This window comes from Caulobacter sp. GW821-FHT12A07 (assembly GCF_058807655.1).
The window spans coordinates 160,948-184,960 of record NZ_JBXAQX010000011.1; the positions used below are offsets into that span (position 1 = coordinate 160,948).

At 68.1% G+C, this 24,013-nt stretch carries 26 protein-coding genes; 10 read left to right on the plus strand and 16 right to left on the minus strand.

All coding sequences use genetic code 11. The features are described from left to right. The first annotated feature begins 2 nt into the window (after positions 1-2). From AC1RRS_RS20400 to AC1RRS_RS20425, 6 genes are all read left to right on the plus strand, one after another. Entirely contained in the window at positions 3-1,166 is a 1,164-nt protein-coding gene (locus AC1RRS_RS20400) for an acyl-CoA dehydrogenase family protein (protein ID WP_110119480.1), read from the plus strand. Beyond that, on the plus strand, positions 1,166-1,519 hold the full coding sequence (locus AC1RRS_RS20405; RefSeq protein ID WP_492856757.1) for a hypothetical protein: 354 nt from the start codon (positions 1,166-1,168) through the stop codon (positions 1,517-1,519). Before AC1RRS_RS20400 ends, AC1RRS_RS20405 begins: the two co-directional genes overlap by 1 nt. Beyond that, positions 1,519-2,010: an OsmC family protein gene (locus AC1RRS_RS20410; protein WP_492856758.1), complete on the plus strand. Its 492-nt coding sequence runs from the start codon at positions 1,519-1,521 to the stop codon at positions 2,008-2,010. Before AC1RRS_RS20405 ends, AC1RRS_RS20410 begins: the two co-directional genes overlap by 1 nt. Before the next feature lie 24 nt (positions 2,011-2,034). After that, entirely contained in the window at positions 2,035-3,240 is a 1,206-nt protein-coding gene (locus tag AC1RRS_RS20415; protein ID WP_492856759.1) for an acetyl-CoA C-acetyltransferase, read from the plus strand. 107 nt (positions 3,241-3,347) lie between these two features. Further along, positions 3,348-5,531, plus strand: coding sequence for a 3-hydroxyacyl-CoA dehydrogenase NAD-binding domain-containing protein (locus AC1RRS_RS20420; RefSeq protein WP_487292470.1), 2,184 nt, complete (start codon positions 3,348-3,350; stop codon positions 5,529-5,531). 151 nt (positions 5,532-5,682) lie between these two features. Further along, complete coding sequence (locus tag AC1RRS_RS20425) at positions 5,683-6,333, plus strand: hypothetical protein (RefSeq protein WP_492856760.1); 651 nt, start codon at positions 5,683-5,685, stop codon at positions 6,331-6,333. Between the two features lie 226 nt (positions 6,334-6,559). Here AC1RRS_RS20425 and AC1RRS_RS20430 read toward each other — a convergent pair whose 3' ends face one another. From AC1RRS_RS20430 to mmcB, 3 genes are all read right to left on the minus strand, one after another. Further along, positions 6,560-8,584 carry a TonB-dependent receptor plug domain-containing protein gene (locus AC1RRS_RS20430; protein ID WP_492856761.1) on the minus strand — a complete coding sequence of 675 codons (2,025 nt, stop codon included), beginning with the start codon at positions 8,582-8,584 and terminating at the stop codon, positions 6,560-6,562. A gap of 28 nt (positions 8,585-8,612) precedes the next feature. Beyond that, complete coding sequence (locus AC1RRS_RS20435; protein WP_492856762.1) at positions 8,613-9,128, minus strand: hypothetical protein; 516 nt, start codon at positions 9,126-9,128, stop codon at positions 8,613-8,615. Between the two features lie 237 nt (positions 9,129-9,365). Next, positions 9,366-9,800, minus strand: coding sequence for a DNA repair putative endonuclease MmcB (gene mmcB / locus AC1RRS_RS20440; protein WP_370444012.1), 435 nt, complete (start codon positions 9,798-9,800; stop codon positions 9,366-9,368). 171 nt (positions 9,801-9,971) lie between these two features. On the opposite strand from mmcB, the gene AC1RRS_RS20445 reads away from it, so the two are divergent. Further along, positions 9,972-10,655 carry a hypothetical protein gene (locus AC1RRS_RS20445; protein ID WP_492856763.1) on the plus strand — a complete coding sequence of 228 codons (684 nt, stop codon included), beginning with the start codon at positions 9,972-9,974 and terminating at the stop codon, positions 10,653-10,655. 9 nt (positions 10,656-10,664) lie between these two features. On the opposite strand, the gene AC1RRS_RS20450 is transcribed toward AC1RRS_RS20445, so the two are convergent. The 4 genes from AC1RRS_RS20450 to AC1RRS_RS20465 form a co-directional block, all read right to left on the minus strand. Continuing rightward, complete coding sequence (locus AC1RRS_RS20450) at positions 10,665-11,168, minus strand: STM3941 family protein (RefSeq protein ID WP_492856764.1); 504 nt, start codon at positions 11,166-11,168, stop codon at positions 10,665-10,667. A 69-nt stretch (positions 11,169-11,237) separates the two neighbouring features. Next, positions 11,238-11,789, minus strand: coding sequence for a lipocalin family protein (locus AC1RRS_RS20455; protein WP_492856765.1), 552 nt, complete (start codon positions 11,787-11,789; stop codon positions 11,238-11,240). A 3-nt stretch (positions 11,790-11,792) separates the two neighbouring features. After that, positions 11,793-12,326 carry a lipocalin family protein gene (locus AC1RRS_RS20460; protein WP_487292382.1) on the minus strand — a complete coding sequence of 178 codons (534 nt, stop codon included), beginning with the start codon at positions 12,324-12,326 and terminating at the stop codon, positions 11,793-11,795. A 461-nt stretch (positions 12,327-12,787) separates the two neighbouring features. After that, the gene (locus AC1RRS_RS20465) at positions 12,788-13,912 is read right to left on the minus strand and encodes a ferritin-like domain-containing protein (protein WP_110119468.1); all 1,125 of its coding nucleotides are present in this window, start codon (positions 13,910-13,912) and stop codon (positions 12,788-12,790) included. A 157-nt stretch (positions 13,913-14,069) separates the two neighbouring features. Between AC1RRS_RS20465 and AC1RRS_RS20470 the strand changes: the two genes are divergently transcribed. Then, positions 14,070-14,774 (plus strand): NAD-dependent deacylase, encoded by a 705-nt coding sequence (locus tag AC1RRS_RS20470; RefSeq protein WP_492856766.1) that lies wholly within the window; start codon positions 14,070-14,072, stop codon positions 14,772-14,774. 182 nt (positions 14,775-14,956) lie between these two features. Here the strand turns inward: AC1RRS_RS20470 and AC1RRS_RS20475 are convergent, their stop codons facing one another. The 5 genes from AC1RRS_RS20475 to AC1RRS_RS20495 all read right to left on the minus strand — a co-directional run bounded on the left by AC1RRS_RS20475 (position 14,957) and on the right by AC1RRS_RS20495 (position 17,678). Further along, a complete protein-coding gene (locus tag AC1RRS_RS20475; protein ID WP_487292380.1) occupies positions 14,957-15,442 on the minus strand; it encodes a tetratricopeptide repeat protein in 486 nt (161 codons plus the stop codon). A gap of 34 nt (positions 15,443-15,476) precedes the next feature. After that, positions 15,477-16,370, minus strand: a complete 894-nt coding sequence (locus AC1RRS_RS20480; protein ID WP_492856767.1) for a LysR substrate-binding domain-containing protein — start codon at positions 16,368-16,370, stop codon at positions 15,477-15,479. Between the two features lie 28 nt (positions 16,371-16,398). After that, entirely contained in the window at positions 16,399-16,590 is a 192-nt protein-coding gene (locus tag AC1RRS_RS20485) for a hypothetical protein (protein ID WP_492856768.1), read from the minus strand. A 264-nt stretch (positions 16,591-16,854) separates the two neighbouring features. Next, positions 16,855-17,280 (minus strand): SWIM zinc finger family protein, encoded by a 426-nt coding sequence (locus AC1RRS_RS20490; protein ID WP_492856769.1) that lies wholly within the window; start codon positions 17,278-17,280, stop codon positions 16,855-16,857. Beyond that, on the minus strand, positions 17,277-17,678 hold the full coding sequence (locus tag AC1RRS_RS20495) for a metallopeptidase family protein (protein WP_492856770.1): 402 nt from the start codon (positions 17,676-17,678) through the stop codon (positions 17,277-17,279). The genes AC1RRS_RS20490 and AC1RRS_RS20495 overlap by 4 nt, the downstream gene beginning before the upstream one ends. An 834-nt stretch (positions 17,679-18,512) precedes the next feature. Here AC1RRS_RS20495 and divL point away from each other — a divergent pair. Both divL and AC1RRS_RS20505 read left to right on the plus strand, forming a co-directional pair. After that, on the plus strand, positions 18,513-20,822 hold the full coding sequence (gene divL / locus AC1RRS_RS20500; protein ID WP_492856771.1) for a cell cycle protein kinase DivL: 2,310 nt from the start codon (positions 18,513-18,515) through the stop codon (positions 20,820-20,822). A gap of 86 nt (positions 20,823-20,908) precedes the next feature. Beyond that, complete coding sequence (locus AC1RRS_RS20505; protein ID WP_492856772.1) at positions 20,909-21,397, plus strand: GNAT family acetyltransferase; 489 nt, start codon at positions 20,909-20,911, stop codon at positions 21,395-21,397. Between the two features lie 16 nt (positions 21,398-21,413). Here the strand turns inward: AC1RRS_RS20505 and AC1RRS_RS20510 are convergent, their stop codons facing one another. From AC1RRS_RS20510 to AC1RRS_RS20525, 4 genes are read right to left on the minus strand one after another with little or no spacing between them, the layout of a single operon-like run. Further along, positions 21,414-21,977: a GNAT family N-acetyltransferase gene (locus tag AC1RRS_RS20510; RefSeq protein ID WP_492856773.1), complete on the minus strand. Its 564-nt coding sequence runs from the start codon at positions 21,975-21,977 to the stop codon at positions 21,414-21,416. Further along, on the minus strand, positions 21,952-22,479 hold the full coding sequence (locus tag AC1RRS_RS20515) for a phage tail protein (protein WP_492856774.1): 528 nt from the start codon (positions 22,477-22,479) through the stop codon (positions 21,952-21,954). Before AC1RRS_RS20515 ends, AC1RRS_RS20510 begins: the two co-directional genes overlap by 26 nt. 15 nt (positions 22,480-22,494) lie before the next feature. Further along, positions 22,495-23,028, minus strand: a complete 534-nt coding sequence (locus tag AC1RRS_RS20520; protein WP_492856775.1) for a phage tail protein — start codon at positions 23,026-23,028, stop codon at positions 22,495-22,497. 25 nt (positions 23,029-23,053) lie between these two features. After that, positions 23,054-23,596 (minus strand): phage tail protein, encoded by a 543-nt coding sequence (locus AC1RRS_RS20525; RefSeq protein WP_110119455.1) that lies wholly within the window; start codon positions 23,594-23,596, stop codon positions 23,054-23,056. Positions 23,597-24,013 lie beyond the last annotated feature (417 nt).

Consider the following 24,013-nt stretch of genomic DNA (forward strand, 5'->3'; position numbering starts at 1 on the left):
TCATGAGCGTGCTCGACGTCGCCAAACCCGCCTTCATGGCCGAAGAAGACATCACGATCTTCGAGGACGCGGTGGGCAAGTTCTTCGACGAGCACGCCCCTGAATCCGTCGTCGCGACCTGGCGCAAGAACCACTGCGTCGATCGCGCGATGTGGAACAAGGCGGGGGAGGCCGGTCTGCTCGGCCTCTCTACCCCTGAAGAATACGGCGGCTCCGGCGGCGACTATCGCCACGAGGTCGTGCTGATGGAACAGCTGGGCAAGAAGGGCGTCGACGGCTTCGGCGCCAGCCTGCACAACGCCATCGTCATGCCGTACATCACCCACTACGGCACCGAGGAGCAGAAGCGCCGCTGGCTGCCGCGCCTGTCGACCGGCGAGCTGGTCGGCGCGATCGCCATGACCGAGCCGGGCGCGGGTTCCGACCTGCAAGGCATCAAGACCAGCGCCAAGAAGGACGGCAACCAGTACGTCCTCAACGGCTCCAAGACCTTCATCACCAACGGCCAGACGGCCAATCTGATCATCGTGGTCGCCAAGACCGACCCGGCCGGCGGCGCGCGCGGCACCAGCCTGCTGGTGGTCGAGACCGACGGCGCGGAAGGCTTCGAGCGCGGCCGCAACCTCGACAAGCTGGGCCACGAAGCCCAGGACACGTCCGAGCTGTTCTTCAACGACGTGAAGATCCCGACCGAGAACCTCTTGGGCACCGACGAGGGCCAGGGCTTCTTCCAGCTGATGGCCCAGCTGCCGCAGGAGCGGCTGAACATCGCCGTCCAGGGCATGGCCACCATCGAGCGGGCGCTCGAGCTGACCATCGCCTACGTCAAGGAGCGCCAGGCGTTCGGCAAGCCGATCCTGGCCTTCCAGAACACCCAGTTCGTGCTGGCCGAGTGCAAGACGGAAGGCACCGTCGCCAAGGTGTTCGTCAACCACTGCATCGAGCGCCACCTGAAGGGCGATCTCGACGCCTCGACGGCCTCGATGGCCAAGTACTGGGTGACGGACCTGGAGAACAAGATCGTCGACCGCTGCCTGCAGCTGTTCGGCGGCTACGGCTTCATGAACGAGTACCCGATCGCCCGGATGTACAAGGACAGCCGCGTCCAGCGCATCTACGGCGGCACCAACGAGATCATGAAACTGCTGATCGCGAGGACGCTCTGATGTTTTTCGCCGACGCTCCGCCTCCGCCCGCTCAGGATACGGCCCGCGCGGCCGTGGTCTGCGTGCGCGCCGAGGGCCGCCGCCCGCTGCAGTTCTCCGGCAAGCTGGAGGGCAAGCGCCCGCAGCCCGGCGCCTTCGACCTGCCGCTGAAGCCGGGCGTCGAGCAGTGCAACAACCTGCTGCGCTCCAAGATCGCCACCTGGACCCTGACCGTGAACACGCCGGGCTTCACGCCCTGCCGCCTGCCCGCGCCGGAGTTCGGCCAGCGGGTGGTCTATTCGGCCAAGGCCGGCGCGCGCGGCCTGTCCTGCGCCCCGATCCACAAGTCGCCGATCGGCGCCTGGAAGAAGTGATGTCGACCCACGTCGCCATCATCGACTGGAAGCTGGAGGCCGGGGCGGATTTCCCCAAGGGCCGCTACAGCCGCGCCCATACCCTGTCGTTCGACGGCGGCGTGACGGCGCTCGGCTCGGCTTCGCCGTCGGTGGTGCCGCTGCCCTGGTCGGACCCGGCGGGCGTCGATCCCGAGGAGATGTTCGTGGCGGCGCTGTCGTCCTGTCACATGCTGACCTTCCTCGACCTGGCCCGTCGCGCCGGCTTCTTCATCAGCGCCTATCGCGACGAGGCCGAGGGGACGATGACCAAGAACGAGCATGGCGCTCACTGGGTCAGCCATGTCGCCCTTCGTCCCGACATCGTCTTCGAGGGCGACGCGCCCGACGAAGCCAAGCTGGCGGCCCTGCACGAGGCCGCCCACCACGCCTGTTTCATCGCCAACTCGGTTCGGACTGAAGTCCGCGTCGAGCCGGTGTTCGAAAACGCCCCTCAGGGCCAACACACTTAAAAGATCGCAGGAAGGAGCCATTCAATGGCCGACGCTTACATCTTCGACGCCGTGCGCACCCCGCGCGGCAAGGGCAAGAAGGACGGCTCTCTGCATGAGATCACCGCCCTGTCCCTCGCCAGCCAGGTCCTGGAAGCCATCCGCGACCGCAACGGCCTGGACACCTCCAAGGTCGACGACGTCGTCCTGGGCTGCGTCGCCCCGGTCGGCGAGCAGGGTTCGGACATCGCCCGCACCGCCGTCCTGACCGCCGACTACGCCGAGAGCGTCGCCGGCGTGCAGATCAATCGCTTCTGCGCCTCGGGCCTGGAAGCCGTGAACATGGCCGCGGCCAAGGTCATCTCGGGTGAAGCCGACCTGACCATCGGCGGCGGCGTCGAGAGCATGAGCCGCGTGCCGATGGGCAGCGACGGCGGCGCCTGGCCGACCGATCCGTCGTCGGCCTTCAAGACCTACTTCATGCCGCAGGGCGTGTCGGCCGACCTGATCGCCACCCTCTACGGCTTCAGCCGCGACGACGTCGACGCCTACGCCGTCGAGAGCCAGCGCCGCGCCGCCCAGTCATGGGCCGAGGGCCGCTTCTCCAAGTCGGTCGTGCCGGTGAAGGACCAGCTGGGCCTCAACATCCTGAGCCACGACGAGACCGTCCGCGCCTCGACCACCATGCAGACCCTGGCCTCGCTGAACGCCTCGTTCACCGGCATGGGCGAGATGGCCTTCGACGCGGTGGCCACCCAGCGCTATCCGCAGGTCGAGCGCATGACCCACGTGCACCACGCGGGCAACAGCTCGGGCATCGTCGACGGCGCCGCCGGCGTGCTGATCGGCACCAAGGAAATGGGCGACGCGCTGGGCCTCAAGGCCCGCGCCCGCATCAAGGGCATGGCCTCGATCGGTTCGGAGCCGTCGATCATGCTGACCGGCCCGTCGCTGGTCACCGAGAAGCTGCTCAAGAAGCTCGGCATGGAAGTCGCCGACATCGACCTCTACGAGCTGAACGAAGCCTTCGCGGCCGTCGTCCTGCGCATGATGCAGGCGCTGGACATCCCGCACGAGAAGATGAACGTCAACGGCGGCGCCATCGCCATGGGCCACCCGCTGGGCGCCACCGGCGCGATGATCCTGGGCACCATGGTCGACGAGCTGGAACGCTCCGACAAGGAAACCGCCCTGATCACGCTGTGCGTCGGCGCCGGCATGGGCACCGCCACGGTCATCGAACGCGTCTGATCATAACAACCCGATGCTCCCCCTCTGGGGGAGCTGTCGCGGAGCGACTGAGGGGGTGAGCGCGGCGCGCTCCTCCCTCCAGTCCCCGCGGATCTGGAGAAGAGAACATGGAAAACTTCAAGATCGAGGTCGACGGCGACGGCATCGCCCTGGTCACCTTCGACGTCCCCGGCCGTTCGATGAACACCCTGACCGCTTCGGTGATCAAGGAAGTCGGCGAGCTGGTCGAGCGCATCAAGACCGACGCCGAGATCAAGGGCGTCGTCATCACCTCGGGCAAGACCACCGGCTTCTGCGCCGGCGCGGACCTGGGTGAACTGGGCGGCAATGGCGGCCTGGGCGGCGGTGATTTGCAAGCCGCGTTCGACGCCGGCTTCGCGCTGAACAAGGCCTTCCGCGGCCTGGAAACCAGCGGCAAGCCGGTGGCCGCGGCCATCAACGGCCTGGCGCTCGGCGGCGGCCTGGAATTCGTCCTGGCCACCCACTACCGCGTGGTCGCCGACCTGCCGAAGCTGCAGCTGGGCCTGCCGGAAGCCAAGGTCGGCCTGCTGCCGGGCGGCGGCGGCACCCAGCGCCTGACGCGCCTGATGGGCGTCATGGCTGCTGCCCCGTACCTCCTCGAAGGCAAGTCGATGAAGCCGGCCGAGGCGCTCGGCGCCAAGGTCGTGCACGAAGTCGTGCCGGCCGGTACGGAAGTCGAAGCCGCCAAGACCTGGATCAAGACCAAGGGCGACCCGGTCGCGCCCTGGGACAAGAAGGAATTCAAGATCCCCGGCGGCGGCCCCTACACCCCGACCGGCGCCCAGGTGTTCATCATGGGCAACGCCATGCTGCGCAAGAACACCTACGGCAACTACCCGGCCCAGCAGAACATCATGAAGGCCGTCTATGAGGGCCTGCAGGTTCCGTTCGACGCGGCCATCCGCATCGAGACCCGCTACTTCCTCAAGACCCTGATGACCCCGCAGGCCAAGGGCATGATCCGCACCCTGTTCCTGTCGCTTCAGGAGCTGGGCAAGGGTTCGGGCCGTCCGGCCGGCGTGCCGTACTACGACGTCAAGAAGGTCGCCGTGCTCGGCGCCGGCATGATGGGCGCGGGCATCGCCTACGTCCAAGCCATGGCCGGCATCGAGACCGTGCTGATCGACCAGACGCAGGAAGCCGCCGACAAGGGCAAGGGCTACGCCGAAGGCCTGGTCAAGAAGGCCGTCTCGCGCGGCAAGCTGACGGCCGAGAAGGGCGAGGCCATCCTGGCCCTCATCCATCCGACGTCGGACTACGCCAACGTCAAGGGCAGCGACCTGGTCGTTGAAGCCGTGTTCGAGAACCGCGACGTCAAGGCCGCCGTCACCAAGCTGGCCGAGGCTGAGCTGGCCGACACCGCCGTGTTCGGCTCCAACACCTCGACCCTGCCGATCACCGGCCTGGCCGAAGCCTCGATCCGTCCGGAAAGCTTCATCGGCATCCACTTCTTCTCGCCGGTCGACAAGATGGGCCTGGTCGAGATCATCCTCGGCGAGAAGACCGACCAGGCGACCATCGCCAAGTCGATCGACTACGTGCTGAAGATCAAGAAGACCCCGATCGTCGTCAACGACAGCCGCGGCTTCTACACGTCGCGCTGCTTCGGCACCTTCGTGCAGGAAGGCATGGAGCTGCTCAGCGACGGCATCGCGCCTGCGATCATCGACAATGTCGGTCGCGCCACCGGCATGCCGCGCGGCCCGCTGGAAATGCACGACGACGTCGCGCTGGACCTGTCGCACAAGATCGCCGTCCAGACGAAGAAGGACCTCGGCGACAAGTACGAGGAGCGCCCGTTCACCGCGATCATCGCCAAGATGGTCGAGGACCTGGGCCGCTACGGCCGCAAGAACGGCAAGGGCTTCTACGACTATCCGGAAAAGGGTCCCAAGACCCTGTGGCCGGGCCTTTCTGAGCTGGTTGAAGTCAAGACCACCGAGGCCGACAAGGCGCTGATCGAGCAGATCCGCACCCGCCTGCTGTACCGCCAGGCCGTCGAGGCCGCGCGCTGCTTCGAGGAAGGCGTGATCACCGATCCGCGTGAAGCCGACGTCGGCGCCATCCTGGGCTGGGGCTTCGCGCCCTGGACCGGCGGCCCGGTCAGCTTCATCGACGGCATCGGCGTGGCCAAGTTCGTCGAGACCCTCGACCAGCTGACCGCGTCCTACGGCGCGCGCTTCGCCCCGCCGGCCCTGCTGCGCGAGATGGCCGCCAAGGGCGAGACCTTCTACAGCCGCTTCGGCGTCAAGGAGAAGGCGGCCGCCTGAGGTCGCTTTCGCCCGCAAGGTGAAATGAGGAGGCCCGGCGGCGACGCCGGGCCTTTTCTTTTCGCCGCCGCATCATTGCCGACATCCTCGCGCCCCATGGGCTCTGTAACGGGAACGCCTCGCGCCTGTTGCGCGGAGGTAAGGATTCGGGATGGCCGGTAGGCGATCGACAGCTCGCCGCAGAAGGCCTTTCGCCCTCGCCCTGATCGCGGTGAGCGGCCTGCACGTGCTGCTGGGCGTCGCCCTGGTCAGCGGTATCAAGATCATGCCGCCGCCGGTCGAGCCGCAGAGCCTGATCGTCGACCTGGTCGACGTCGCCCCGCCGCCGCTGGCGCATCTGCGGCTCCCGGACGCCGCGCCCGCGCCGCAGACCTCCGCCGCCGCGCCTCCGGCCCACGCCGTGGTTCCGCCGCCGCCCCAAACGCCCGCACAAGTCGCCAGCGCTCCGACGCCGGCACCGGCCGCGCCCGACGCGCCCCGCGCCGCCGTCGCTCCGCCAGGCTTCAAGTCGCGCGGCACGCCCACGCCCGGCGGCGATGCGCTGCGCCAGGCCGCCCGCGAAGGCGGCGGCTGCAACCACGCCGACCTCTACCGCCTGACCAAGGCCGAACGCGCCGCCTGCGACGACAAGCTGGGGATCAAGGCCAAGGACGCGCCGATGTACGCGGTGATCGACCAGTCCAAGAAGGACTTCTTCGACGGCGCCTGCAAGAAGGACGACGAGTGGTGCCTCTACCGCACGGGGCAGGGGCCGTATCCGGGCCTGCTGGCCCTGATGAAGAAGAAAAAGGACGACTGGTGATCCCTCTCCCCTTGCGGGAGAGGGTGGCCTCCGAAGGAGGTCGGGTGAGGGGTCTCTCAGACCTCGACGCCGCGTAGGGCGGATCGGCTGGGTGGGGCGTCCCAAGTTTGAGAGACCCCTCATCCGACGGCTTCGCCGCCACCTTCTCCCGCAAGGGGAGAAGGCTGAATCAAAAAGGGCGGCCCTTTCAGGCCGCCCTTTCCGGTTTTCGGGAGACCCGAAACGCTTACCAGGTCTTGCTGACGCTCAGGAACACGCGGCGTTCGACTTCCAGGCCGGCGCTCTGGCGCTGGCGGTTGTCGCCGAGGTTCTGGCCGCTCAGGGCCACGGTCACGCCGTGGTCGAACGCGCGGGCCACTCGGCCGCCGAGGGCGGCGTAGGCGTCGATGTCCACCAGGTTCGGCGCAGCCGCGGCGCTGTAGAGCGCGTAGGCGCGGTGCTCGCCGACGAAGTGGGCGTAGCCGTCGACCGTCCAGGCGCCGCCGGTCCAGCCCAGCGAGACGTTGCCGCGGTTTTCCGGGGTGGTCTCGGCGTAGGCGGCCGTGCGGAGCACCGGCGAGAAGCCGGCGGTCGGCTCGTCGTCGACCTCGGTGTGGGTCCAGTCGGCGTTCCAGCGGAAGCCGCCGGTCAGCTGACCCGAGGCGGCCAGCTCGAAGCCGGTCATCTTGCTGTCGCCGATGTTGCGGTAGCTGAGCACCGGCAGGCTGACGAGGGTCGCCGCCACGTCGATCTGGGCCGAGGTCGGCTGGCCCTTCACGTCCTCGGTCTTCTGCACGAAGGCCTTGGCGCTGACTTCGGCCTTGAGAGCGGGCAGGGCGCGCTCGTAGGTCAGCTGGTAGTTGGTGATGATCGCCGGCTCGAGGGTCGGGTTGCCAGCGAGACCGATGGTGTACGGACCGACGGTGACGCGGGCCTGCAGGGCGCCCAGGTCGACCAGGGTCGGAACCTGCACGCCGCGGGCGGCGGTGGCCTTGAAGGTGTCGACGTCGGTGGCGCGCCAGACCAGGCCGAGGTTGTAGCTCGGCTCTTCGATCTTGCGGTCCCAGTAGCCGTTGCCCAGCGGCGGCGAGCCGGCCGGGAACGTGCCTTCGCGCGACAGGTCCAGGCTGTCGTAGCGGCCGGCGGCGGTGAAGGCGAGCTTGTCGGTGATCGCCCAGTTCCACATCGCCGAGGCCGACAGCACGTCATAGCTGACCTGCGCGCCGCCGATCGGGGCGGTGTTGACCTCGTTGTGGCGGTACTCGGCGCCGACGCGCAGGGTGTGCTTCGCGCCGATCTTGAACAGGTCCTGCACCGAGACGACGCGGATCTGGTTCTCGAAGCGGGCGTTCTGGCCGAGGATCAGGTGCTTGGCGGTCAGGTCGTTCTGGTAGGCCGACAGCTGCAGCTGGCCGACCTTGGTCTCGGCGGTCAGCGTGCCCTTCACCGAGCTCGTCAGGTACTTGCTGGGCGAGTAGGCGTAGTTGGACAGCATGTCGCTGACCTGGACGTTCGAGTACGAACCCTCGACACGCAGCTCGGCCTTGTCGGTCAGCTGGGTGACGGTGTCGATGTTGGCGGTGACGCGCGACGGGTCGTTCAGCTGGCTCTTGGCGACGCCGACGGTGTTTTCGTACTCGTCCGACTTGGCCGCGCCGGCCGAGACGCGGGCGCTGAAGCGCTCGCCGACCTTGAACGACTTGGCGGCCGAGACTTCACCGTAGCGGGCCGAGCCGGTGCGCAGGGTGATGTCGCCGGTGTCGTCGAACTTCGGGTTGACCGTGATGATGTTGACCACGCCGCCGACGGCGTTGAAGCCGAACAGGGCGCTGTTGGGGCCCTTCACCACTTCGATCTGGCGGATTTCCGACAGCTGCACGGGCAGGGTGGCCCAGGCGGTGTAGCCGTAGTGGTCGAGATAGACCTGGCGGCCGTTGATCAGCACCAGCAGGCGCGGCGACATGGCCTGGTTGTAGCCGCGGACGCTGACGTCCGAGGCGCCGGCGCCGCGGCTCTCGACGTCGAGGCCGGCCACGCGCGACAGGATCGTCGGCAGGTCGGTGGCGCCCGAGCGCTGGATGTCGGCGGCCGAGATGATGGTCATGTCCACCGGCGCTTCGGTCGAGCGCTGCGGGGCGCCGGTGGCGCTGGTGGTGACCGGTTCGTTGAACAGCTGCTCGAGCGAGCCGTAGTCGATGGATTGCGCGTGAGCGGCCGAGGCGGCGGCGACGAGGAGGCCCGCGGAAGCGCCGGCCAGGAGAGTCTTTTTCATGGAATTATGTCTCTTTAGCTGGCCGGGATCAGACTTCGCGGATCATCATGCGGAAGGCGGACTTGAAGACCGCGCCGACGGCCGCGGCGGCCGAACGGTTGACGATGATCTCGACCTTGGGGTCGGCCGACACGCTCATCACGCACGCGCCGCTGGCGGCGCAGGAGGCGTCCGAGCCGATGGTGATGATCTTCTTGGCCTTGGCGGCCGCGCCGACGTTGACGCCGGTGGTGACATAGAGGGCGGCCACGCCGCTGACGCCCGAGACGGCGCCGGCTTCGACCGGTTTGGCCGTCAGGGTCAGGGCGCCGGTGTTCATGCCGCCGCCGATGGCGGCCATGACGGCGTTCTTCTCGGCGACCGAGGCGGGCTTGGACGGATCGAACACCACGCCCAGCACTTGCTTGCCGGTGGGGCCGTTCTCGAGGAAGGTCAGCGCGCGGCCAGCGATCTGGAGGTCCTTGGCGGCGTCGGCGTGAGCGCTCAGAGGCGCGATGGTGAGGAGCGCCGCGGCCAGCGCCGCTGCGGGTTTCGTCTTCGACATTCTGTTGAAATCCCCTGCCCTTTGTTGGGCTTATGAGCGGGGTGATCGCGCGCCGGACGTAAAGAAGAGGTAACGCCGCCTAAATCACGGCGTTATCCGACTAACCAGGAATGTCCGGTAGTCGACCAATGAACAACTCTAGATCGGCATTTCCCTATAGGGCAGGGTGGGTCCTTCCCCTGCTTTGGCGTCATCTTGAGTTGTGTTCGGACAGAATGTCGCAGGGATGGTTTATTTTCAGATCGACAGGCGCTCGGCGGCGACTCCGGCGGCGCGCAGGGCGGCCAGGCGGGCGAAGGCCAGGGTCAGGGCCTTGCGCCGGGCCGGCGCCAGGGGCGTGACAGGGGCGGCCCGCACTACGGCCCCGCCGAAGCCGTCGGCGACGATCAGGCCCGGCTCCTCCGGCAGGATCCCATCCGGAAAGTGCGGGGCGACGGCGAAGTGGAAGGCGTCGCAATAGGGCGCGTACTCGCCCCACTTGCGGTCGACGCGGTAGTCTTCCAGCCCCGACTTCACCTCGACGATGACGATGTCGCCCTTGGGGCCCAGGGCCATCAGGTCGGCCCGCCGGCCGTTGGGCAGGGTCACCTCGGCCAGGGGCGCGTAGCCCAGGTCGACCAGCAGCCGCGCGGCCCCGCGGGTGACGGCCAGGGTGGTCTCCGGCCGGGACATGTCCGAGCGCGAGAGGGCGATGTCGACGACGACGTCCATGGTCGTCACCATGTTCCATCTTTGTTCGCCATGCAAGCGGGCGGCGTCTGCTCGATGCACGGCGGGCGGGCGCCTTTCGGCCTCGACCAACCTGCGGTTCGCGCTATAGCGGCGGGCGAGGGGGAGATCGTCTTGAAGAGAAGAACCTGGATTCTGGCCGCCGTCGCGCTGGCCGTGGCCGGCGTCGGCGGCGTGGCTGTGCTGAAGGCCAAGGCCGCCTCCGTGGAGGACGCCTTCCAGACCGACGCCGACGCCAAGCGCATGGCCGACGTGCACGAGATCGCCGAGCTGGTCGAGGCCTACCGCGCCCGCACCGGCAAGCCGCCGTTCGCCGACAGGGCCCGGCGGGCCGAGCACGGGGACTATACGGTGATCATCGGTGCGCCCAAGGCCGAGCAGGCCCTGATGCGCGAAGGCAATCCGCTGGGCACGGAGGATCCCGCCGCCGGCGCGGTCGATCTTGGACGCGAGCTGCGCGCGGTGCTCGGCGGCGACGGGAGCCTGCCGATCGATCCCCAGCGCGCGCCCACCGGCGGGTCGCCCAACGCCTATTATCTGCGGGTGAAGTCGAACGGCCAGTACCTGGTCGCCGGCTTCCTGCGCCGGCCCGACGCGCGGGCGACGCCGGTCGCGCCGGGCATCTGGGCCTACGCCCTGCGCTCGGAGGCGGGCGCCTGGGGCGCTCCGATCTGGGACCATGCCCGTACGCTGGCCCAGGTTCCCGCCGAGGAGCGCAAGGCTATCGCCGAGGCGGGCGAGCAGGCCACGGCGAAGTTCGCCCGCTACGCCCGCACCCGCAGCGATCCGCCGACCTAGGGCCGGCGGCTACTCCACCAGGATCGGCGGGGCGACGGGTCTGTTCGTGGTCCCACGCGTACGCCAGGCCTCCATCTCGGCGAGCAGGGCCTTGGTCCCGACGGTCAGGGTTCTGGGCAGGACGCCGTCGACGCCGGGGCCGCGCCCGAAATTGCCTACGGGCGCGTGCTGTCGCGGCTTTTCGCGCAGTCGCCAGGCGACCATCGTCCCGCCCTTGGGCAGCTTCCAGGCGAAGAACGCCTCCACCTCGCCCCAGGCCACCTTCTTGCCGGGCTTCAGCCCGCCCTCGACCTGGAAGCCGTCGGGGTCGAGCACCAGCCGCTGGGGCTTGAGCAGCTGCACCAGGAAGGCCGCGGCGCAGAAGCCGAAGAACAGGATGCATAGCCAGGGCATCAGGCGCTCGTCGTCCTTGGCCTTGTCGATCAGCCAGGCGCCCAGCGCCACGAAGGCCAAGCTGCCGGCCAGGCCCAGCGCCAGCTTCCACCGCGCGCTCTCAATGACTTTCCGTTCCATGGACGCCCCCGTCGATGACGGGAGCGAACCTGCCACGACCGGCGGGCGAGCGCCACCGTGGCGCTCGCCCTAGCCCGGCGCGTGCTTGGTCACCCGCAGGCGCGAGACGTCGTAGCCCATGGCCTCGGCGCGGTCGGTCAGCTGCTGGGTCAGGGCGGGGGTCGGCTTGTCGCGGGTCAGGAGCCAGAGATAGCGGCCGCTGCCCTCGCCGACGATCGACCAGCTGTAGTCGTCGGCGTGGTCGAGCACCCAGTAGTCGCCGACGAAGAACGGGCCGAAGAACGACACCTTCAGCTTCGCGCCGGTCACCTTGTCGGCCAGCTTGGCCTTGCCCAGGCTGATCTTCTCGACCCCTTCGGGACCGCCCTGGCGGCAGGTATTGCGCACCTCCACGAGGCCGTCGGGGCGCAGGGCGTATTCGGCGGTGACGCCGTCGCAGCCCTTTTCGAAGCGGAAGTCGTAGCGGGCAGCCTCGTACCAGAGGCCGAGGTAGCGCTTCAGCTCGACGCTCTTGGCCGGCTGCGGCGGGCTGGGATTGCCGGTCGGGCGGGCGGCGCAGGCGGCCGCCGCGCCCAAGGCCAGCAGGATCGCGCCGACGATGGCCGGGGAGACGCGCCGCATGCGTCAGGCTTCCGGCTGCTGCGGGAAGACCAGCTTGGCGTAGCCCAGCGCCTTGACCCGGGCCAGGGCCGCCTCCTTGGCCGCCTCGTCCATCACCGGCTTGCGCGACAGCAGCCAGACGAAGTTGCCGCCGGGCGTGGCCATGATCGCCCACGACTCGTCGTCGGCCCGGTCGAGCACCCAGTATTCCTGCTTCTTCATGCCGCCCAGGAAGCTCATCGAGAACTTGGCGTTCTCGGATCCGGCGACGATCTTGCCGGTGGTGTTGAAGGTGCGGGCCTTGCCGCCGGCGCTGTCGCGGCGGCAGACCTGGCGCACCGAGAAGCTGTCGGCGGTCCTGGCCGTGAACTCGGTGGTCGGGGCCTCGCAGTTGCGCTGGCCCGAATTGGGGGTGCGGGCGATCTCGTACCACTTGCCCGTATAGAAGCCCGCCGCCACCGGCTTGGATGGCGGCTGTGCGCCGGCGAAGGCCAGCATCGGGCCCATGGTGGTAAGGGCGGTGACGACCGCCGCGATGGTGATCAGGCCTGCTCGCATTCCGACACCTTGCTGCTTGCCCCCTTGCTGCTTGCCTGGGGAGGCGGGCTTTTCGCCCTGCTCAAGTTCATCCCTCGAACGGAAGCAAACGCAAGGCGGCGCGGGGGTGTTCCCCTACGCGGAAACCCTCTCTCTTTGAGAGAGGGAGGGGCCCACGCCGAAGGCGTGGGAGGGTGAGAGGTAACAAACTGTCCGATCTCGCCCCCTCTTCGTCATCCAGGAAAGCCCGCAGGGCTTATCCGGGACCCAGGGGGACTGGGCTCGGCGGTCGTGTTCACCGCCCTCAAGGTCGCCAGCGCACTGCGGCGGCCCTTGGGTCCCGGCTCTACGCTTCGCTTCGGCCGGGATGACGAGGAAAAGCAGAAAAGGGGCGGAGGTTTACCGGCCAGCGGTGAAACCTCTCACCCTCCCACCGCTGCGCGGCGGGCCCCTCCCTCTCTCGAAGAGAGAGGGGTTTCCAATTACTCCGCCGCGATGGTCACCGGGGCGACGCGGTCCTTGAAGTTGATGGCCTGCAGGTGGCGGATGCCTTCCTCGGCGATGTCGTCGCCGACCATCCGGTCGCCCTCGGCGCGCAGTTCGTCGAGGTCGACGTACATGGCGTAGAAGGCCTTGGTGCGGTCGGTGATGATGCCGGCGTTGAGCAGGGTCTTCACCAGCACCCGGAAGATGTTGGTCTGCTCCTTCATGTTCTCCCGACGCAGGTCGTCGGTCATGATCTTCCCGTACTCCTCGACCACCTTGTCGGGATCCAGGCCGAACTCGCGGTAGAGGTCGAGCTGCTGGTGCGGCGAGACGAGGTTGAACAGCAGGGTCTGGAAGCAGTGGGCCGCCCAGTCCTCGATGATGGCGTGCTCCTCGGGCGTCAGCTTGGGCACCGTGCGGTCGGCCCAAATCTTCCCGAACTTGTGGTGGAAGGCCTCGTCGGTCATCACCAGCTGCAAGAGCTTCTTGCCGAGCGGATCGTGGATTTCCTTGAAGAAGGTGGCGAAGGCGCCCATGGCCAGGCCCTCGACCAGCATCTGCATGCCGATGATCTTCTTGTAGACCTCGGGGGCGGCGATGATCTCGACCAGCAGGGTCTTCAGCGCCGGGCCGCACTCGACCGGCTTGCCCCAGCGGGCCTTGATGTACTTGGCGAAGGCGGTGACGTGGCGCGCCTCCTCGCGGGTCTGGTTGGCGGCGTATTCCTGCGCGCCCTGGTCCTTGAGCACGTGGCACAGGCTGGCCGACAGGTTCAGCGCGCCCTGCTCGCCGTGCAGGATCGACGAGAAGCTGCGCAGCACCGACTGGTTGATGAAGCGGGTGCGCTGCTTGGGATCCGACAGGTGATTGGAGACGTAGTCGGTCGACAGGGCGATGACCAGTTCCTCGGGAACCAGCGGCTGGTTCTCCATGTCGAACGGCTCGTCGAAATCGATATAGGCCTTGTCGAGCGGGTCCCAGAAGTGGTCGTGAGTGGCCGAGATGATCTTGTCGAAAGCGGTCGAGCGGTTGTTGTACCGGTCGAGCTCGAGCATGGACTCGAAGTCGTCGGGCGCCACGGCGTCATACATGGCGTCCTTGGTGATGTTCTTGTCCGTCACGGTCGGCTCCTCTCCTGTGGGCGCGGAGAGGGCCCGTCTGGCGCGGGCCTCTATCCGAGTGAACACTGTCCACTCAAACTTCCGGTACGGTCAAATTAAAAATGACGACGGCGTCACCTTTGCCGCAGTCGCTTGAAGCAGAAAGAGAAACGCCGCCATGGGCTTGAACGTCTTCGTGCTTACCGGAGCCGGGGTTTCCGCCGAGAGCGGGCTGGGCACCTTCCGCGACGAGGGCGGGGTGTGGACCCAGTACGACCTTTCGGAAGTGGCGACGCCGCAGGGCTTCGCTCGCGATCCGGCCAAGGTGCGGGCCTTCTACAACGCCCGCCGCGAGAACCTGGCCGGGGCGGCGCCCAACCCGGCGCACTTCGCCCTGGCGCGGCTTCAGACCGAGCTGGCGGCGCGGGGCGGGCGGCTCTTTCTGTGCACCCAGAACGTCGACGACCTGCACGAGAAGGCCGGCTCGACCGAGGTCGTGCACATGCACGGCGAACTGGCCGTCACCCGCTGCCACGCCTGCCAGGCGACGCGGCCCGATCCGGGTCCGCTCGACGCGGCGGCGGTCTGCGAAGCCTGCGGCGAGGTCGGCATGGCGCGGCCGCACGTCGTCTGGTTCGGCGAGACGCCGCTGTTCATGAACGAGATCTTCGACGCCCTGGAGGAGGCCGACCTCTTCGTCGCCATCGGCACCTCGGGCTCGGTCTATCCGGCCGCCGGCTTCGTGGGCGAGGCGCGGCGGATGGGGATCCGCACCTGCGAGATCAATCTGGAGCCCTCCGACAACGCCCGGGCCTTCGACGAGCGCCTCTACGGGCCGGCCGGCGAGGTCGTGCCGCGCTGGGTGGAGAGCGTGCTGGTCTGAGGCGGATCGGCATTCGGCGGCCTGGGCTCATTTTTCACCGAGCATCCCCGCGAAGGCGGGGATCCAAGCCGAGGTTGGGTTCGACCCACGGCCGCGCCTCATCCTGAAATCCAGCTTGGGTCCCCGCCTTCGCGGGGAGGCACGGATTTGAAGGTCGCGAACAGCTGACCGTCGATAAGGCCCTAGGCCAGGCGCGGCCGGAACTGCTCCATCAGCGCCTCGGCCTCGTCGGCGTCGTCCTCGTAGACGGTGTCGGACGACAGCACCTTGGCCAGGCACCGCACGGCCGCCTCGACCGAGCGCCGCACGCCGATGCCCTGCAGGTAGCACTTGGCCAGCTGCAGGCAGGCGGAGTCGTCGCCCGCCGCCGCGCCGCGCGCGAACCAGCGGACCATGGCGCGGTGGTCGCCGCGCTCGCGATAGAGGATGGCGATGTTGTTGGCCGCGACCGTGCAGCGGGCCTGCCGCCAGGCCCGCTGATAGAGGCGCATGGCCTCGTCCTTGTCGGGCGGGGCGCCGAGACCCGTGTCGTGCATGTAGGCCAGGTTGGTCAGGCCGGTGATGTCGCCCAGGTCGGCGCAGCGGGCGTAGCCCTCTCGGGCGCGGGCGTAGTCGCCGGCCTGCTCGGCTTCGCAGGCGATGTGCAACAGGGCTTCGGTCTCGATCATCGCCCCAGCTATGGCACAGGCGCGGCGGCGCGGCCTAGTCCTTCGCCGCCGGTTGCGGGATCAGTTCCAGGAAGTTGCGCACCAAGGGCGAGGCGTCGCCGGCCCGGGTGGCCAGGGCCAGGGGCACGCGCGGCGTCGCGCCGTCGAGCGGGCGATAGACCACCCCCCGCACGGCCAGCTGGGCGATCGAGCCGGGGATCATGGCCACGCCCAGGCCCGCGGCGACCAGATTGATCATCGCCACGATGTGCGGCGTCTCCTGGGCGATGACGGGCTCGAACCCCTCCTGCGCGCAGGCCTGCCGGATTAGGCCCAGGAAGGTGCGCCCGATCCCCTGCGAGAAGATCACGAACGGCTCGCCGCGCAGCTCCGCCACCGGCGCCCGGGCCTGGGTCGCCAGCCGATGGCCGGCCGGCAGGGCCAGCACCAACGGCTCCTCGCCCAGAGGCAGCAGGTCCAGCCCCTCGGCCGCGACATTGCCCGGCCGCACGAAGGCCGCGTCCAGTTCCGCGCGCCGCAGCCGCTCGGCCAGGCGGGCCGAATGGCTCTCCTCGACGATCAGGCTGGCGTCCGGATACTTCCAGTGAAAGACGGCGAAGGCCTCGGTCACCGCCGGGTGGAAGTTGGCCGACGAGGTGAAGCCCACCCGCAGCGCCCCCACGTGGCCGCCGCCGGCCCGGCGGGCGGCCTGCAGGGCGCGGTCGGCCTGCTCGAGGATCTGGCGGGCCTCGGCCAGGAACACGCGGCCGGCCTCGGTCAGCTCGGCCCCGTGCGGGCGGCGCAGGAACAGCGGATAGCCGATCTCGGTCTCAAGGTCGCGGATCTGCTGGCTCAGCGGCGGCTGGCCGATGCCCAGGCGCGCGGCCGCCCGCGTGAAGTTCAACTCCTCCGCAAGGGCGACGAAATAGCGGACGTGGCGCAGTTCCATGGACGGGACGGGGACTCGAAAAGCGGGTTCAGGCTGGTGGAAACTTGCCCGGAGGCGCCGGCCGGCTGGCCTTCCACAGCGTGACGGCCAGGGCCGCCAGCGCCGCGGGAACCAGGGCGACCAGCCATACCAGCACCACGGCCGTCAGTTGCAAGACCGACAGCAGGACCACGAGGGTCTTGTTCTCCGGCTTGCCGACCTTGGCGCGAGGGGTGAACACGGGACGCAATCTCTCGCAACGCGGCTGACCGCCACGCGTCCACGTCGTGGAGCGTCGGGCGGCCAGTCGTCAGCGGTGTTGCATCAACCTCCGACGAATCTGCGGAAAGTATTGCGCAGAATCCGTGATATTCAATCGCAAACTCTCGTGACGAGGGATATTGTGCTTTTACGCACCGATCATTGAGCGAAACCGGGCGATAATCGCCGTTTTATCCTCAGGTATTGCTCAGAACTATTGATCGATTGCTTTTAGCTATCGCCGTCAGGCTTCCAGGCTGGCCAGCACCTTCGGATCGCGCCGGGCCAGATCGATCAGGCGTTCGACCAGCGCCTCGCGGCTGTCCAGGGCCAGGCCGTCGCGCAGGCGGGCCATGCGGTCGCGCACGGCTTGCAGGGCCGGCTCGTCCAGGGCGTTGGACGCGACCACCACAGCCGCCTGGTGCTTGCAGGCGCCGAACTTCTCGAAGCCCGGACAGTCGCAGCGGCCCTCGCCGGCGGGGCTGCGCAGCTCGACCACATAGAGGTCGCCGGCGCTGCCGGTGACGTGGGCGGTCACCGCGTCGTCCTCGATCGCGACCAGGTCGACGTCGCCCTTTTCGGCGATGGCCACGCCGCTTTCGAACCAGCGCTCGTCCATGCGCTCGCGCCACGTGTCGGCGTCGAACAGAGGAACGGGGAAAAGGCTCATGCTTCGTCCTCGATGCGGTGGATGTCGTCGTCCGACAGCCCGAAATGGTGGCCGATCTCGTGGACCAGCACGTGCTCGATCAACTCGCCCAGGGTGACGTCGCCGCGTTCGGTCCATTCGTCCAGGATCGGGCGGCGATAGAGGAACACCATCGACGGGTTGGGCAGGGTGTCCAGCACCGAGCGGCGCGACAGGTCCACGCCCTGGTAGAGGCCGGTCAGCTCGAACGGATCCTCGATGCCGAGGCTGGCCAGCACGTCGTCGGTGGCGAAGTCGTCGATGCGGAAGACGACGTCGCCGGTCAGGCGGCGGAAGTCCTCGGGCAGGGCGTCGAAGGCGGCCTTGGCCAGGGCGGCGAAGTCGTCCAGCGAGGGGGCGAGGCGGTCGGTCCAGGTCATGGTTCTCAGATAGAGCTATCGGCGCCGACTTGAAACGTGGCGCGTCGGGACATGATTGATCGCCACATGTAAAGACACGGCGGGCCGAATACGCCCAGCGACAAAGTGCCGGCGCGCTAGGGAGCGTCGTCGAATGAGTCTATGATAGAATCATGTCGCGCCCACCGCTGAACCCGGCGGGCGCGACAGTCCGAACCTGGGTCCGAACTTTAGAAATTCAGGACGTAACCCGTGAAGGCTATTGCCGACGCGGTGGCCAGGTATCGGGCTAGGCGGGTGACCTTTGACAGGTCACCCGCCAACTCTATGTCGATCTTCATTCTGAGCTTCATGCCTCAGCCTCCTAGGTAACCGCCACGATGGCGGTGACGCCAAGGGTGACGCTGTGCGGGTTACCTGTAAGTAAAAAATAGGTCTATTTTGTTGGTGAATTTCAAATTAACCATCAATTTAAATGGCCGATCCGAGTAACCTCAATTGCCGTAATTCGCCCTGCCAAATAAGTTAGTTAAGCATGTTCCAAATCGAGCAAAATGCAGCCAATTGGTAGTAGGTTGTTTGGCTATTTTCTTTGAAAAAGATCATATGGTACAAATGTTTGTCGGGCGATTTGTGGGGCGGCCGGCGTCCAGAAAACTTTGAATGGGGCTAGTGGGTGCCTCCTTGCAAAGCGCGAATGTCCGAAGCTGATTGGCTGAGATCGCAATGCGTTGCTTCCCACACAAGCATCATTTGGCTCGCGAGGAAGGGCTGATCGCGCTCTCGCCGCGCGCGGTCTAAGCTGCCAAATCTGATTCGACCTTTCCGCCTTGTTGGGGCCTAGCGACACGCCGGATGACATCGCTTGATCTGATCCTGGCCGCGGCGGCCGGCGCGGTCTGCCTGGCGATCTGCGCCACCCTGTGGGCCCTGGCCCAGCGGCGCGCCTTCGACGCCCGCATGGCCGCCATGCTGCGCCGCCTGCAAGAGCTGGAGAGCGGCTCGCTCGCCACCCAGGCCTCGTCCGAGGCCTTCGACAACGCCCTGGTCGCGGTCGAGGACGGCTCCGCCCGCCTCGTCTCCGGCGAAGACAGCCTGGCCGCCTGCGCCCAGGTGCTGGGCGTCGCGGCGACCCCCGACGCGGTGGTCCAGGCCCTGACCGTCGGCGATCCCGACCACGCCGCCCGCCTCAAGACCCTGTTCGAGCGCGGCGAGGCCTGCGCCTTCGAGGCCCGTGGTCCCGGCGGCCGGGTCATCGTCGAAGGCCGCGCGGCCGGCGCTCTGGCCTGGCTGCGCCTGGCCGCCCAGACCGGCGACGCGGGCCTGCCCAGCGCCGCCCGCTTCGCCGCCTTCGTCGACGGCCTGTCCGAACCGGCCTGGATCGCCGCCGCCGACGGCGCCCCGACCTGGGCCAACGCCGCCTATCTGCGCGCCACCGGCGTGGAGAACGCCCAGCAGGCCGCCCGCGACGGCAAGACCTTCGACCGCGCCGTCGACGCCCTGGCCGTCGAGACCGCCGCCAAGGGCGAGCGCCGCGAGACCGTGCGCTGGACGCCGATCGACGGCCGCCGGCGCGCCTTCCGCTTCACCGTCAAGCCGCTGGAAGGCGGCGGGGCCGGGGTGTTCAGCGCCGACGTCACCGAGGTCGAAGACGTCCGCGAGACGCTGAAGAACCACGTCGCCGCCCACGACGAGACCCTGAACCACATCGCCGACGGCGTGGCGATCTTCAGCGCCAGCCGCCGCCTGTCGTTCCACAACACCGCCTTCGCCGACCTCTGGGGCCTGGAGCCCGCGTGGCTGGCCGAGCGGCCGACCCATGGCGAGGTGCTCGATCGCCTGCGCCAGCGCCGCCGCCTGCCCGAGACGGTCGACTACGCCAAGTGGAAGGCCGCCGAACTGGCCCGCTACGAGGATCTCGGTCCCCAGGCCGACGAGCTGTGGGACCTGCCCGACGGGCGGACCCTCAAGGTCGTGCGCCAGCCCCACCCGCTGGGTGGCATGCTGCTGCTCTATTCCGACATTACCGGCGAGCTGCGCCTGAAGGCCCAGTACAACGCCCTGATCCAGGTGCAGCAGGCCACGCTGGACAAGCTGAACGACGCCGTGGCCGTGTTCGGCTCCGACGGCCGCCTTCGCCTGCACAACGAGGCCTTCGAGACCTTCTGGAACGTCACGCCTCTGGCCCTCCAGGCCGCAGGCGACTTCGAGGGCGTGGTCGAGCTGTGCGTGCGCCGCCTGCACGACCTGACCTTCTGGCGCGAGCTGAAGGGCCGGGTGGCCGATCCGGATCCGCAGATGCGCGCGCCGACCTCGGGCGAGGTGCGCACCTCGGACGGCCGCATCGTCGTCTACCAGAGCCGGCCGCTGCCCGACGGCGCGACCCTGATCGCCTTCGCCGACGTCACCGACACCCGCCACCTGGAAAGCGCCCTGGCCGACCGCTCGGCCGCCCTGGCCGAGGCCGAGCGGCTGAAGCGCGACTTCGTCGGCAACGTCTCCTACGAGCTGCGCACCCCGCTGACGACGATCATCGGCTATTCGGAGCTGCTGGAGCGGGCCGAGGGCCTGCACGAGCGCGGCAAGGGCCACGTGGCCGCCGTGCGCGCGGCCGCCACCCAGCTGGCCCGCTCGATCGACGACGTGCTCGACATGGCCCAGATCGACGCCGGCGAGATGGCGCTGGAGATCGAGGACATCCGCGTCGGCGACCTGCTGCAAGGCGCCTTCGATCGCGGCGGCAAGGACGCCGAGATCGGCGGCGTGACCCTGGAAGTGATCTGCGAGGAAGAGGTCGGCCTGATCCGTGGCGACGCCAAGCGCCTGAACCAGACCGTCGACCACCTGGTCGAGAACGCCCTGCGCCAGACCCCGCCGGGCGGCAAGGTGACGATCTCGGCCACGCGGGCCCTGGGCGAGGTCAAGCTGCACGTGACCGACACCGGCCGGGGCGTGCCCTTCCACGTCCAGGCCCACATCTTCGACCGCTTCGTCGGTCGTGATCGCGGCGGCCCGGGCCTGGGCCTGGCCCTGGTCAAGGCGCTGGTCGAGCTGCACGGCGGCTGGGTGGCCCTGGAGAGCGAGCCGGGCGCCGGCTCGACCTTCACCTGCCACCTGCCCGAGACCCAGCATCCGGGCGCGGCCCAGCCGGAGTTCGGGTTCTAGGCTCTTTGGCTGCGGCCGCCTGACCGGCGCGAAACGGCTTTCCGGCCCGGGCGTTGTGTCGGGACCTCCAAGGCGAGCCGGAGCCGATGCACCTTCTGATCCGCGCCGCCTTCGCCGGCGCCAGCCTGCTGCTGATGATCGCGTCCCTGGCCCTGGTGGCGCTGGGCTTCGCCGACGTGCTGCAGAGCCTTCGCCAGGCTCAAGGCGACGGAGCGGACGCCGTGCTGGACGGCCTGGGCTACCTGATCGTGGCCATCGCCGTCTTCGACGTCGCCAAGTACCTGTTCGAGGAGGAGGTGCGGCGGGGCAAGGAAAAGCGCAGCGCGGCCGAGGCCCGGCGCAGCCTGACCAAGTTCCTGTCGACCATCGTCATCGCCCTGTTCCTCGAAGGGCTGGTCGTGGTGTTCAAGACCGCCCGCACCGACGTGGCCCTGCTGGTCTATCCGACCATGCTGCTGCTCGCCGCGTCCGTCATCCTGGTCGCGCTGGGGGCGTTCCAGCGCTTTTCGGCCGCGGTCGAGGAGAAGGTGGGCGAGGACGACGACGCCGAGGAGCGCAAGGAGCGCACGCATTGAGCGCGCGCAGGCGCTCTCAACGCGCCGGCCAGTCCATCCGCCAGTGGGTGGCGGTCTCGCCGGTGGTCGTAAAGCCGAGGCGCCCGTAGAGCGTCCGTGCACGGACATTGTCCTTCAGCACGTGCAGCCAGACGCCTGGGGAGCCCTGGCGACGGGCCTGGGCCTGGGCGGCCTTCAGCAGGTCGCCGCCGATCCCCTTGCCTCGCACCAGCGCCAGCAGGCCGATATCGACCACCAGCAGGCCTTCGGGCGTGTCGTCCAGATAGAGCCGGCCGACGGCCTTGCCGCGCCGCTCGACGATCAGCCGCCAGGCGTGCGGATGGGCGCGGCCGAAATGGGCGTCCTGCAGGTCGTACTGGCTGTCGGTGAAGGCGCGCTTCTGGGCCGGCGGCCAGTCGACGGCCGCCAGTTCCTCGGCGCGCAGGTCGGCATAGAGGTCGCGAAGGAAGAACGTGTCCTCGAAACGGATCGAGCGAAGGGCCAGGCCCTTCGCTCGCCAGTTTACGGGCGCGAGGTTCGGCGGCGGGACAGGTCCCGCCGCCGACGCCGTCAGGTCAGTTGAAGCTGGGGAAGACGCCATAGAGCGCGATCGACCAGTTCAGGGCCAGGAGCGGCGAGTTGTTCTCGTGCGGCAGACCGCCGCCCGTGGGCAGGATGGTGTTGGGCGCCAGCGACGTATTGGGCGACTGGGCGGCCAGGAACACCTTGGTGGCGCCTTGCGAGATCAGCGCGCCCGAAGTGGGGGCGGCCGAACGCGTGGCGGTGCCGCCGCTGTAGGTCTGGAAGGCGTGGGTGTGCTGCGGGATCGTGGTGGTCGTCAGGGTGACGCTCGACGTCCCGAAGGTCTCGCCGATCGTCCGGGGCGACAGGCCGGCGCCCGTGCCCTGGTTGGCGACGCCGCGGTTGACCAGGTTCGGCAGCTGGAAGGTGCTGCTGCCGTTGCCGCCATAGTAGGTGCCCAGCAGCGAGAACAGCGCGGTGTTCTGCTGGATCGCCAGGGTGGCGCCGTTGCACAGCGCCCACTGGTAGGGCGCGTAGCTGAAGGCGAAGAGCTGGATCTCGCCGACGAAGGGTTCGCTCATGGTTGGATCTCCAGCTCAGTTTTGCGACGGGAAGATGCCGAAGGCGGAAATGCAGATCGACACGGTCAGGGTCGGGGCGCAGTTCTCGTGCGGCTGGCTGCCGCCCGTGAGACCGACGGCCTCGGTGTCCATGGCGACCACCGTCGTGCCCGCGGCGTCCGGCAGATAGAGCGTATCGGTGCCGCCGATCGTGCCGGGGAACAGGGTAGGCCCGGGCGTGATGGCGGTGGAGGCGCCGGCGACCGCGACCATGGTGTGGTTGTGGGCCGGGATCTGCTGGGTGATCAGCGTCACTTCTTCCGTGCCCGACTTCTGGCCCAGAACATAGGTGCTGCCGCCGGGCAGGGTGCCCCAGTGGATCGGGCGACGGCCCTTGAGGTCCGGAATCCCGAAGGTGGTGATCCCGTCGCCGCCGAAGGTGGTGCCGAGCAGGGTGTAGAGGGTCTGGTAGTCCGCGATCGACAGCAGTCGTCCATCGCAGGGAAACCATCCCGTGGGCGTGCGCGAGAAACCGAACGCACGAATCTCGCCGACATACGGCTGGCTCATTTTAGAACTCCGTTTTGACGGCTGATCAGTTGCGCGAGGGGTAGATGCCCGACAGGGCGATCACGAACGTGATGGCCTCGTAGGGCTGCAGGTTCGGGTGCGGCTGGGTGCCGCCCGTCACGCCGATCGTGGCCGGATAGAGCGGCTGCAGGGAGCCTCCGCCTTGCGCCACATAGGCCGACGTCGTGCTGACGCTCGAGGTCGCGAACAGGCCGCCGGTCGGGTTGCGCCCGCCGCCTACCTGGGTGGTGGCCGTCGCCGTGTGGGTGTGCGACGGCAGGTTGCTGGTCAGCAGCGTGACGTTCTCCACGCCCGTGACCGTGCCCAGTTGATAGGGCGCCGGCTGCCAGGACGGATCCACCGAACTGCCGAAACCGACCGGCGTTCGGCCGCGCAGGTCGGGTAGGGCGAAGTTGGAAACGCCGTTGCCGCCGTAATAAGTACCCAGCAGCGAAAATAGCGCCGTATTCTGATTGATGGGCAAAAGCTGCCCGTTGCAGAAGGCGAAATACTTCTGCGCGAAGTTGTAGCCGGTCATCATGACCTGGCCCATGAAGAATTCTGCCATAGCCCTCCCCCGGGATAGACGCGCAAGGAGTGCGCGCCCAGGCCAAGCATGGCCCGGGATAAAATCAACTGTAAAGCGAAAAACCGAGATCTCGGTTTTTGTCTGGACTGTCAGGTTCCGGACTAGTCGCAACCAAAGAATGCGAATTTTTTGAAATCTGTGCATAAATGCACTGGAGCGGGCAATTAATTCGCTCTAGCGTTGAGATGGGGCGGCTGTGCGTTTTGGCCGCGAAACGCGTTTGGATTGTGCACCGCGGGGGCGGTGCGTTTGGGGGACGGCTTTTGAAAAGCGTCAGCATGCTTCGCGCCGGTTATCCGGCCGCGGAATCTTCGTCCGTGTTCGCCAAGATATTTTCGGCGTTCGCGTCCCGGTTCGGCAAACTTCTCGCCGTTCCATTGGTCTTCGCCGCCGTGC

What these genes read in the sequence shown, in the direction of transcription:
- AC1RRS_RS20430 (WP_492856761.1), bottom strand. Translation starts at nt 8,584, where the DNA reads ATGAAAAAGACTCTCCTGGCCGGCGCTTCCGCGGGCCTCCTCGTCGCC.
- AC1RRS_RS20480 (WP_492856767.1), bottom strand. Translation starts at nt 16,370, where the DNA reads ATGGAACTGCGCCACGTCCGCTATTTCGTCGCCCTTGCGGAGGAGTTG.
- AC1RRS_RS20470 (WP_492856766.1), top strand. Translation starts at nt 14,070, where the DNA reads ATGGGCTTGAACGTCTTCGTGCTTACCGGAGCCGGGGTTTCCGCCGAG.
- AC1RRS_RS20400 (WP_110119480.1), top strand. Translation starts at nt 3, where the DNA reads ATGAGCGTGCTCGACGTCGCCAAACCCGCCTTCATGGCCGAAGAAGAC.
- AC1RRS_RS20455 (WP_492856765.1), bottom strand. Translation starts at nt 11,789, where the DNA reads ATGCGGCGCGTCTCCCCGGCCATCGTCGGCGCGATCCTGCTGGCCTTG.
- AC1RRS_RS20425 (WP_492856760.1), top strand. Translation starts at nt 5,683, where the DNA reads ATGGCCGGTAGGCGATCGACAGCTCGCCGCAGAAGGCCTTTCGCCCTC.
- AC1RRS_RS20460 (WP_487292382.1), bottom strand. Translation starts at nt 12,326, where the DNA reads ATGCGAGCAGGCCTGATCACCATCGCGGCGGTCGTCACCGCCCTTACC.
- AC1RRS_RS20450 (WP_492856764.1), bottom strand. Translation starts at nt 11,168, where the DNA reads ATGGAACGGAAAGTCATTGAGAGCGCGCGGTGGAAGCTGGCGCTGGGC.
- AC1RRS_RS20415 (WP_492856759.1), top strand. Translation starts at nt 2,035, where the DNA reads ATGGCCGACGCTTACATCTTCGACGCCGTGCGCACCCCGCGCGGCAAG.
- AC1RRS_RS20410 (WP_492856758.1), top strand. Translation starts at nt 1,519, where the DNA reads ATGTCGACCCACGTCGCCATCATCGACTGGAAGCTGGAGGCCGGGGCG.
- AC1RRS_RS20495 (WP_492856770.1), bottom strand. Translation starts at nt 17,678, where the DNA reads ATGACCTGGACCGACCGCCTCGCCCCCTCGCTGGACGACTTCGCCGCC.
- AC1RRS_RS20505 (WP_492856772.1), top strand. Translation starts at nt 20,909, where the DNA reads ATGCACCTTCTGATCCGCGCCGCCTTCGCCGGCGCCAGCCTGCTGCTG.
- AC1RRS_RS20510 (WP_492856773.1), bottom strand. Translation starts at nt 21,977, where the DNA reads ATGGCGTCTTCCCCAGCTTCAACTGACCTGACGGCGTCGGCGGCGGGA.
- AC1RRS_RS20520 (WP_492856775.1), bottom strand. Translation starts at nt 23,028, where the DNA reads ATGAGCCAGCCGTATGTCGGCGAGATTCGTGCGTTCGGTTTCTCGCGC.
- AC1RRS_RS20405 (WP_492856757.1), top strand. Translation starts at nt 1,166, where the DNA reads ATGTTTTTCGCCGACGCTCCGCCTCCGCCCGCTCAGGATACGGCCCGC.
- AC1RRS_RS20490 (WP_492856769.1), bottom strand. Translation starts at nt 17,280, where the DNA reads ATGAGCCTTTTCCCCGTTCCTCTGTTCGACGCCGACACGTGGCGCGAG.
- AC1RRS_RS20420 (WP_487292470.1), top strand. Translation starts at nt 3,348, where the DNA reads ATGGAAAACTTCAAGATCGAGGTCGACGGCGACGGCATCGCCCTGGTC.
- AC1RRS_RS20435 (WP_492856762.1), bottom strand. Translation starts at nt 9,128, where the DNA reads ATGTCGAAGACGAAACCCGCAGCGGCGCTGGCCGCGGCGCTCCTCACC.
- AC1RRS_RS20475 (WP_487292380.1), bottom strand. Translation starts at nt 15,442, where the DNA reads ATGATCGAGACCGAAGCCCTGTTGCACATCGCCTGCGAAGCCGAGCAG.
- mmcB (WP_370444012.1), bottom strand. Translation starts at nt 9,800, where the DNA reads ATGTCCCGGCCGGAGACCACCCTGGCCGTCACCCGCGGGGCCGCGCGG.
- AC1RRS_RS20525 (WP_110119455.1), bottom strand. Translation starts at nt 23,596, where the DNA reads ATGGCAGAATTCTTCATGGGCCAGGTCATGATGACCGGCTACAACTTC.
- AC1RRS_RS20515 (WP_492856774.1), bottom strand. Translation starts at nt 22,479, where the DNA reads ATGAGCGAACCCTTCGTCGGCGAGATCCAGCTCTTCGCCTTCAGCTAC.
- divL (WP_492856771.1), top strand. Translation starts at nt 18,513, where the DNA reads ATGACATCGCTTGATCTGATCCTGGCCGCGGCGGCCGGCGCGGTCTGC.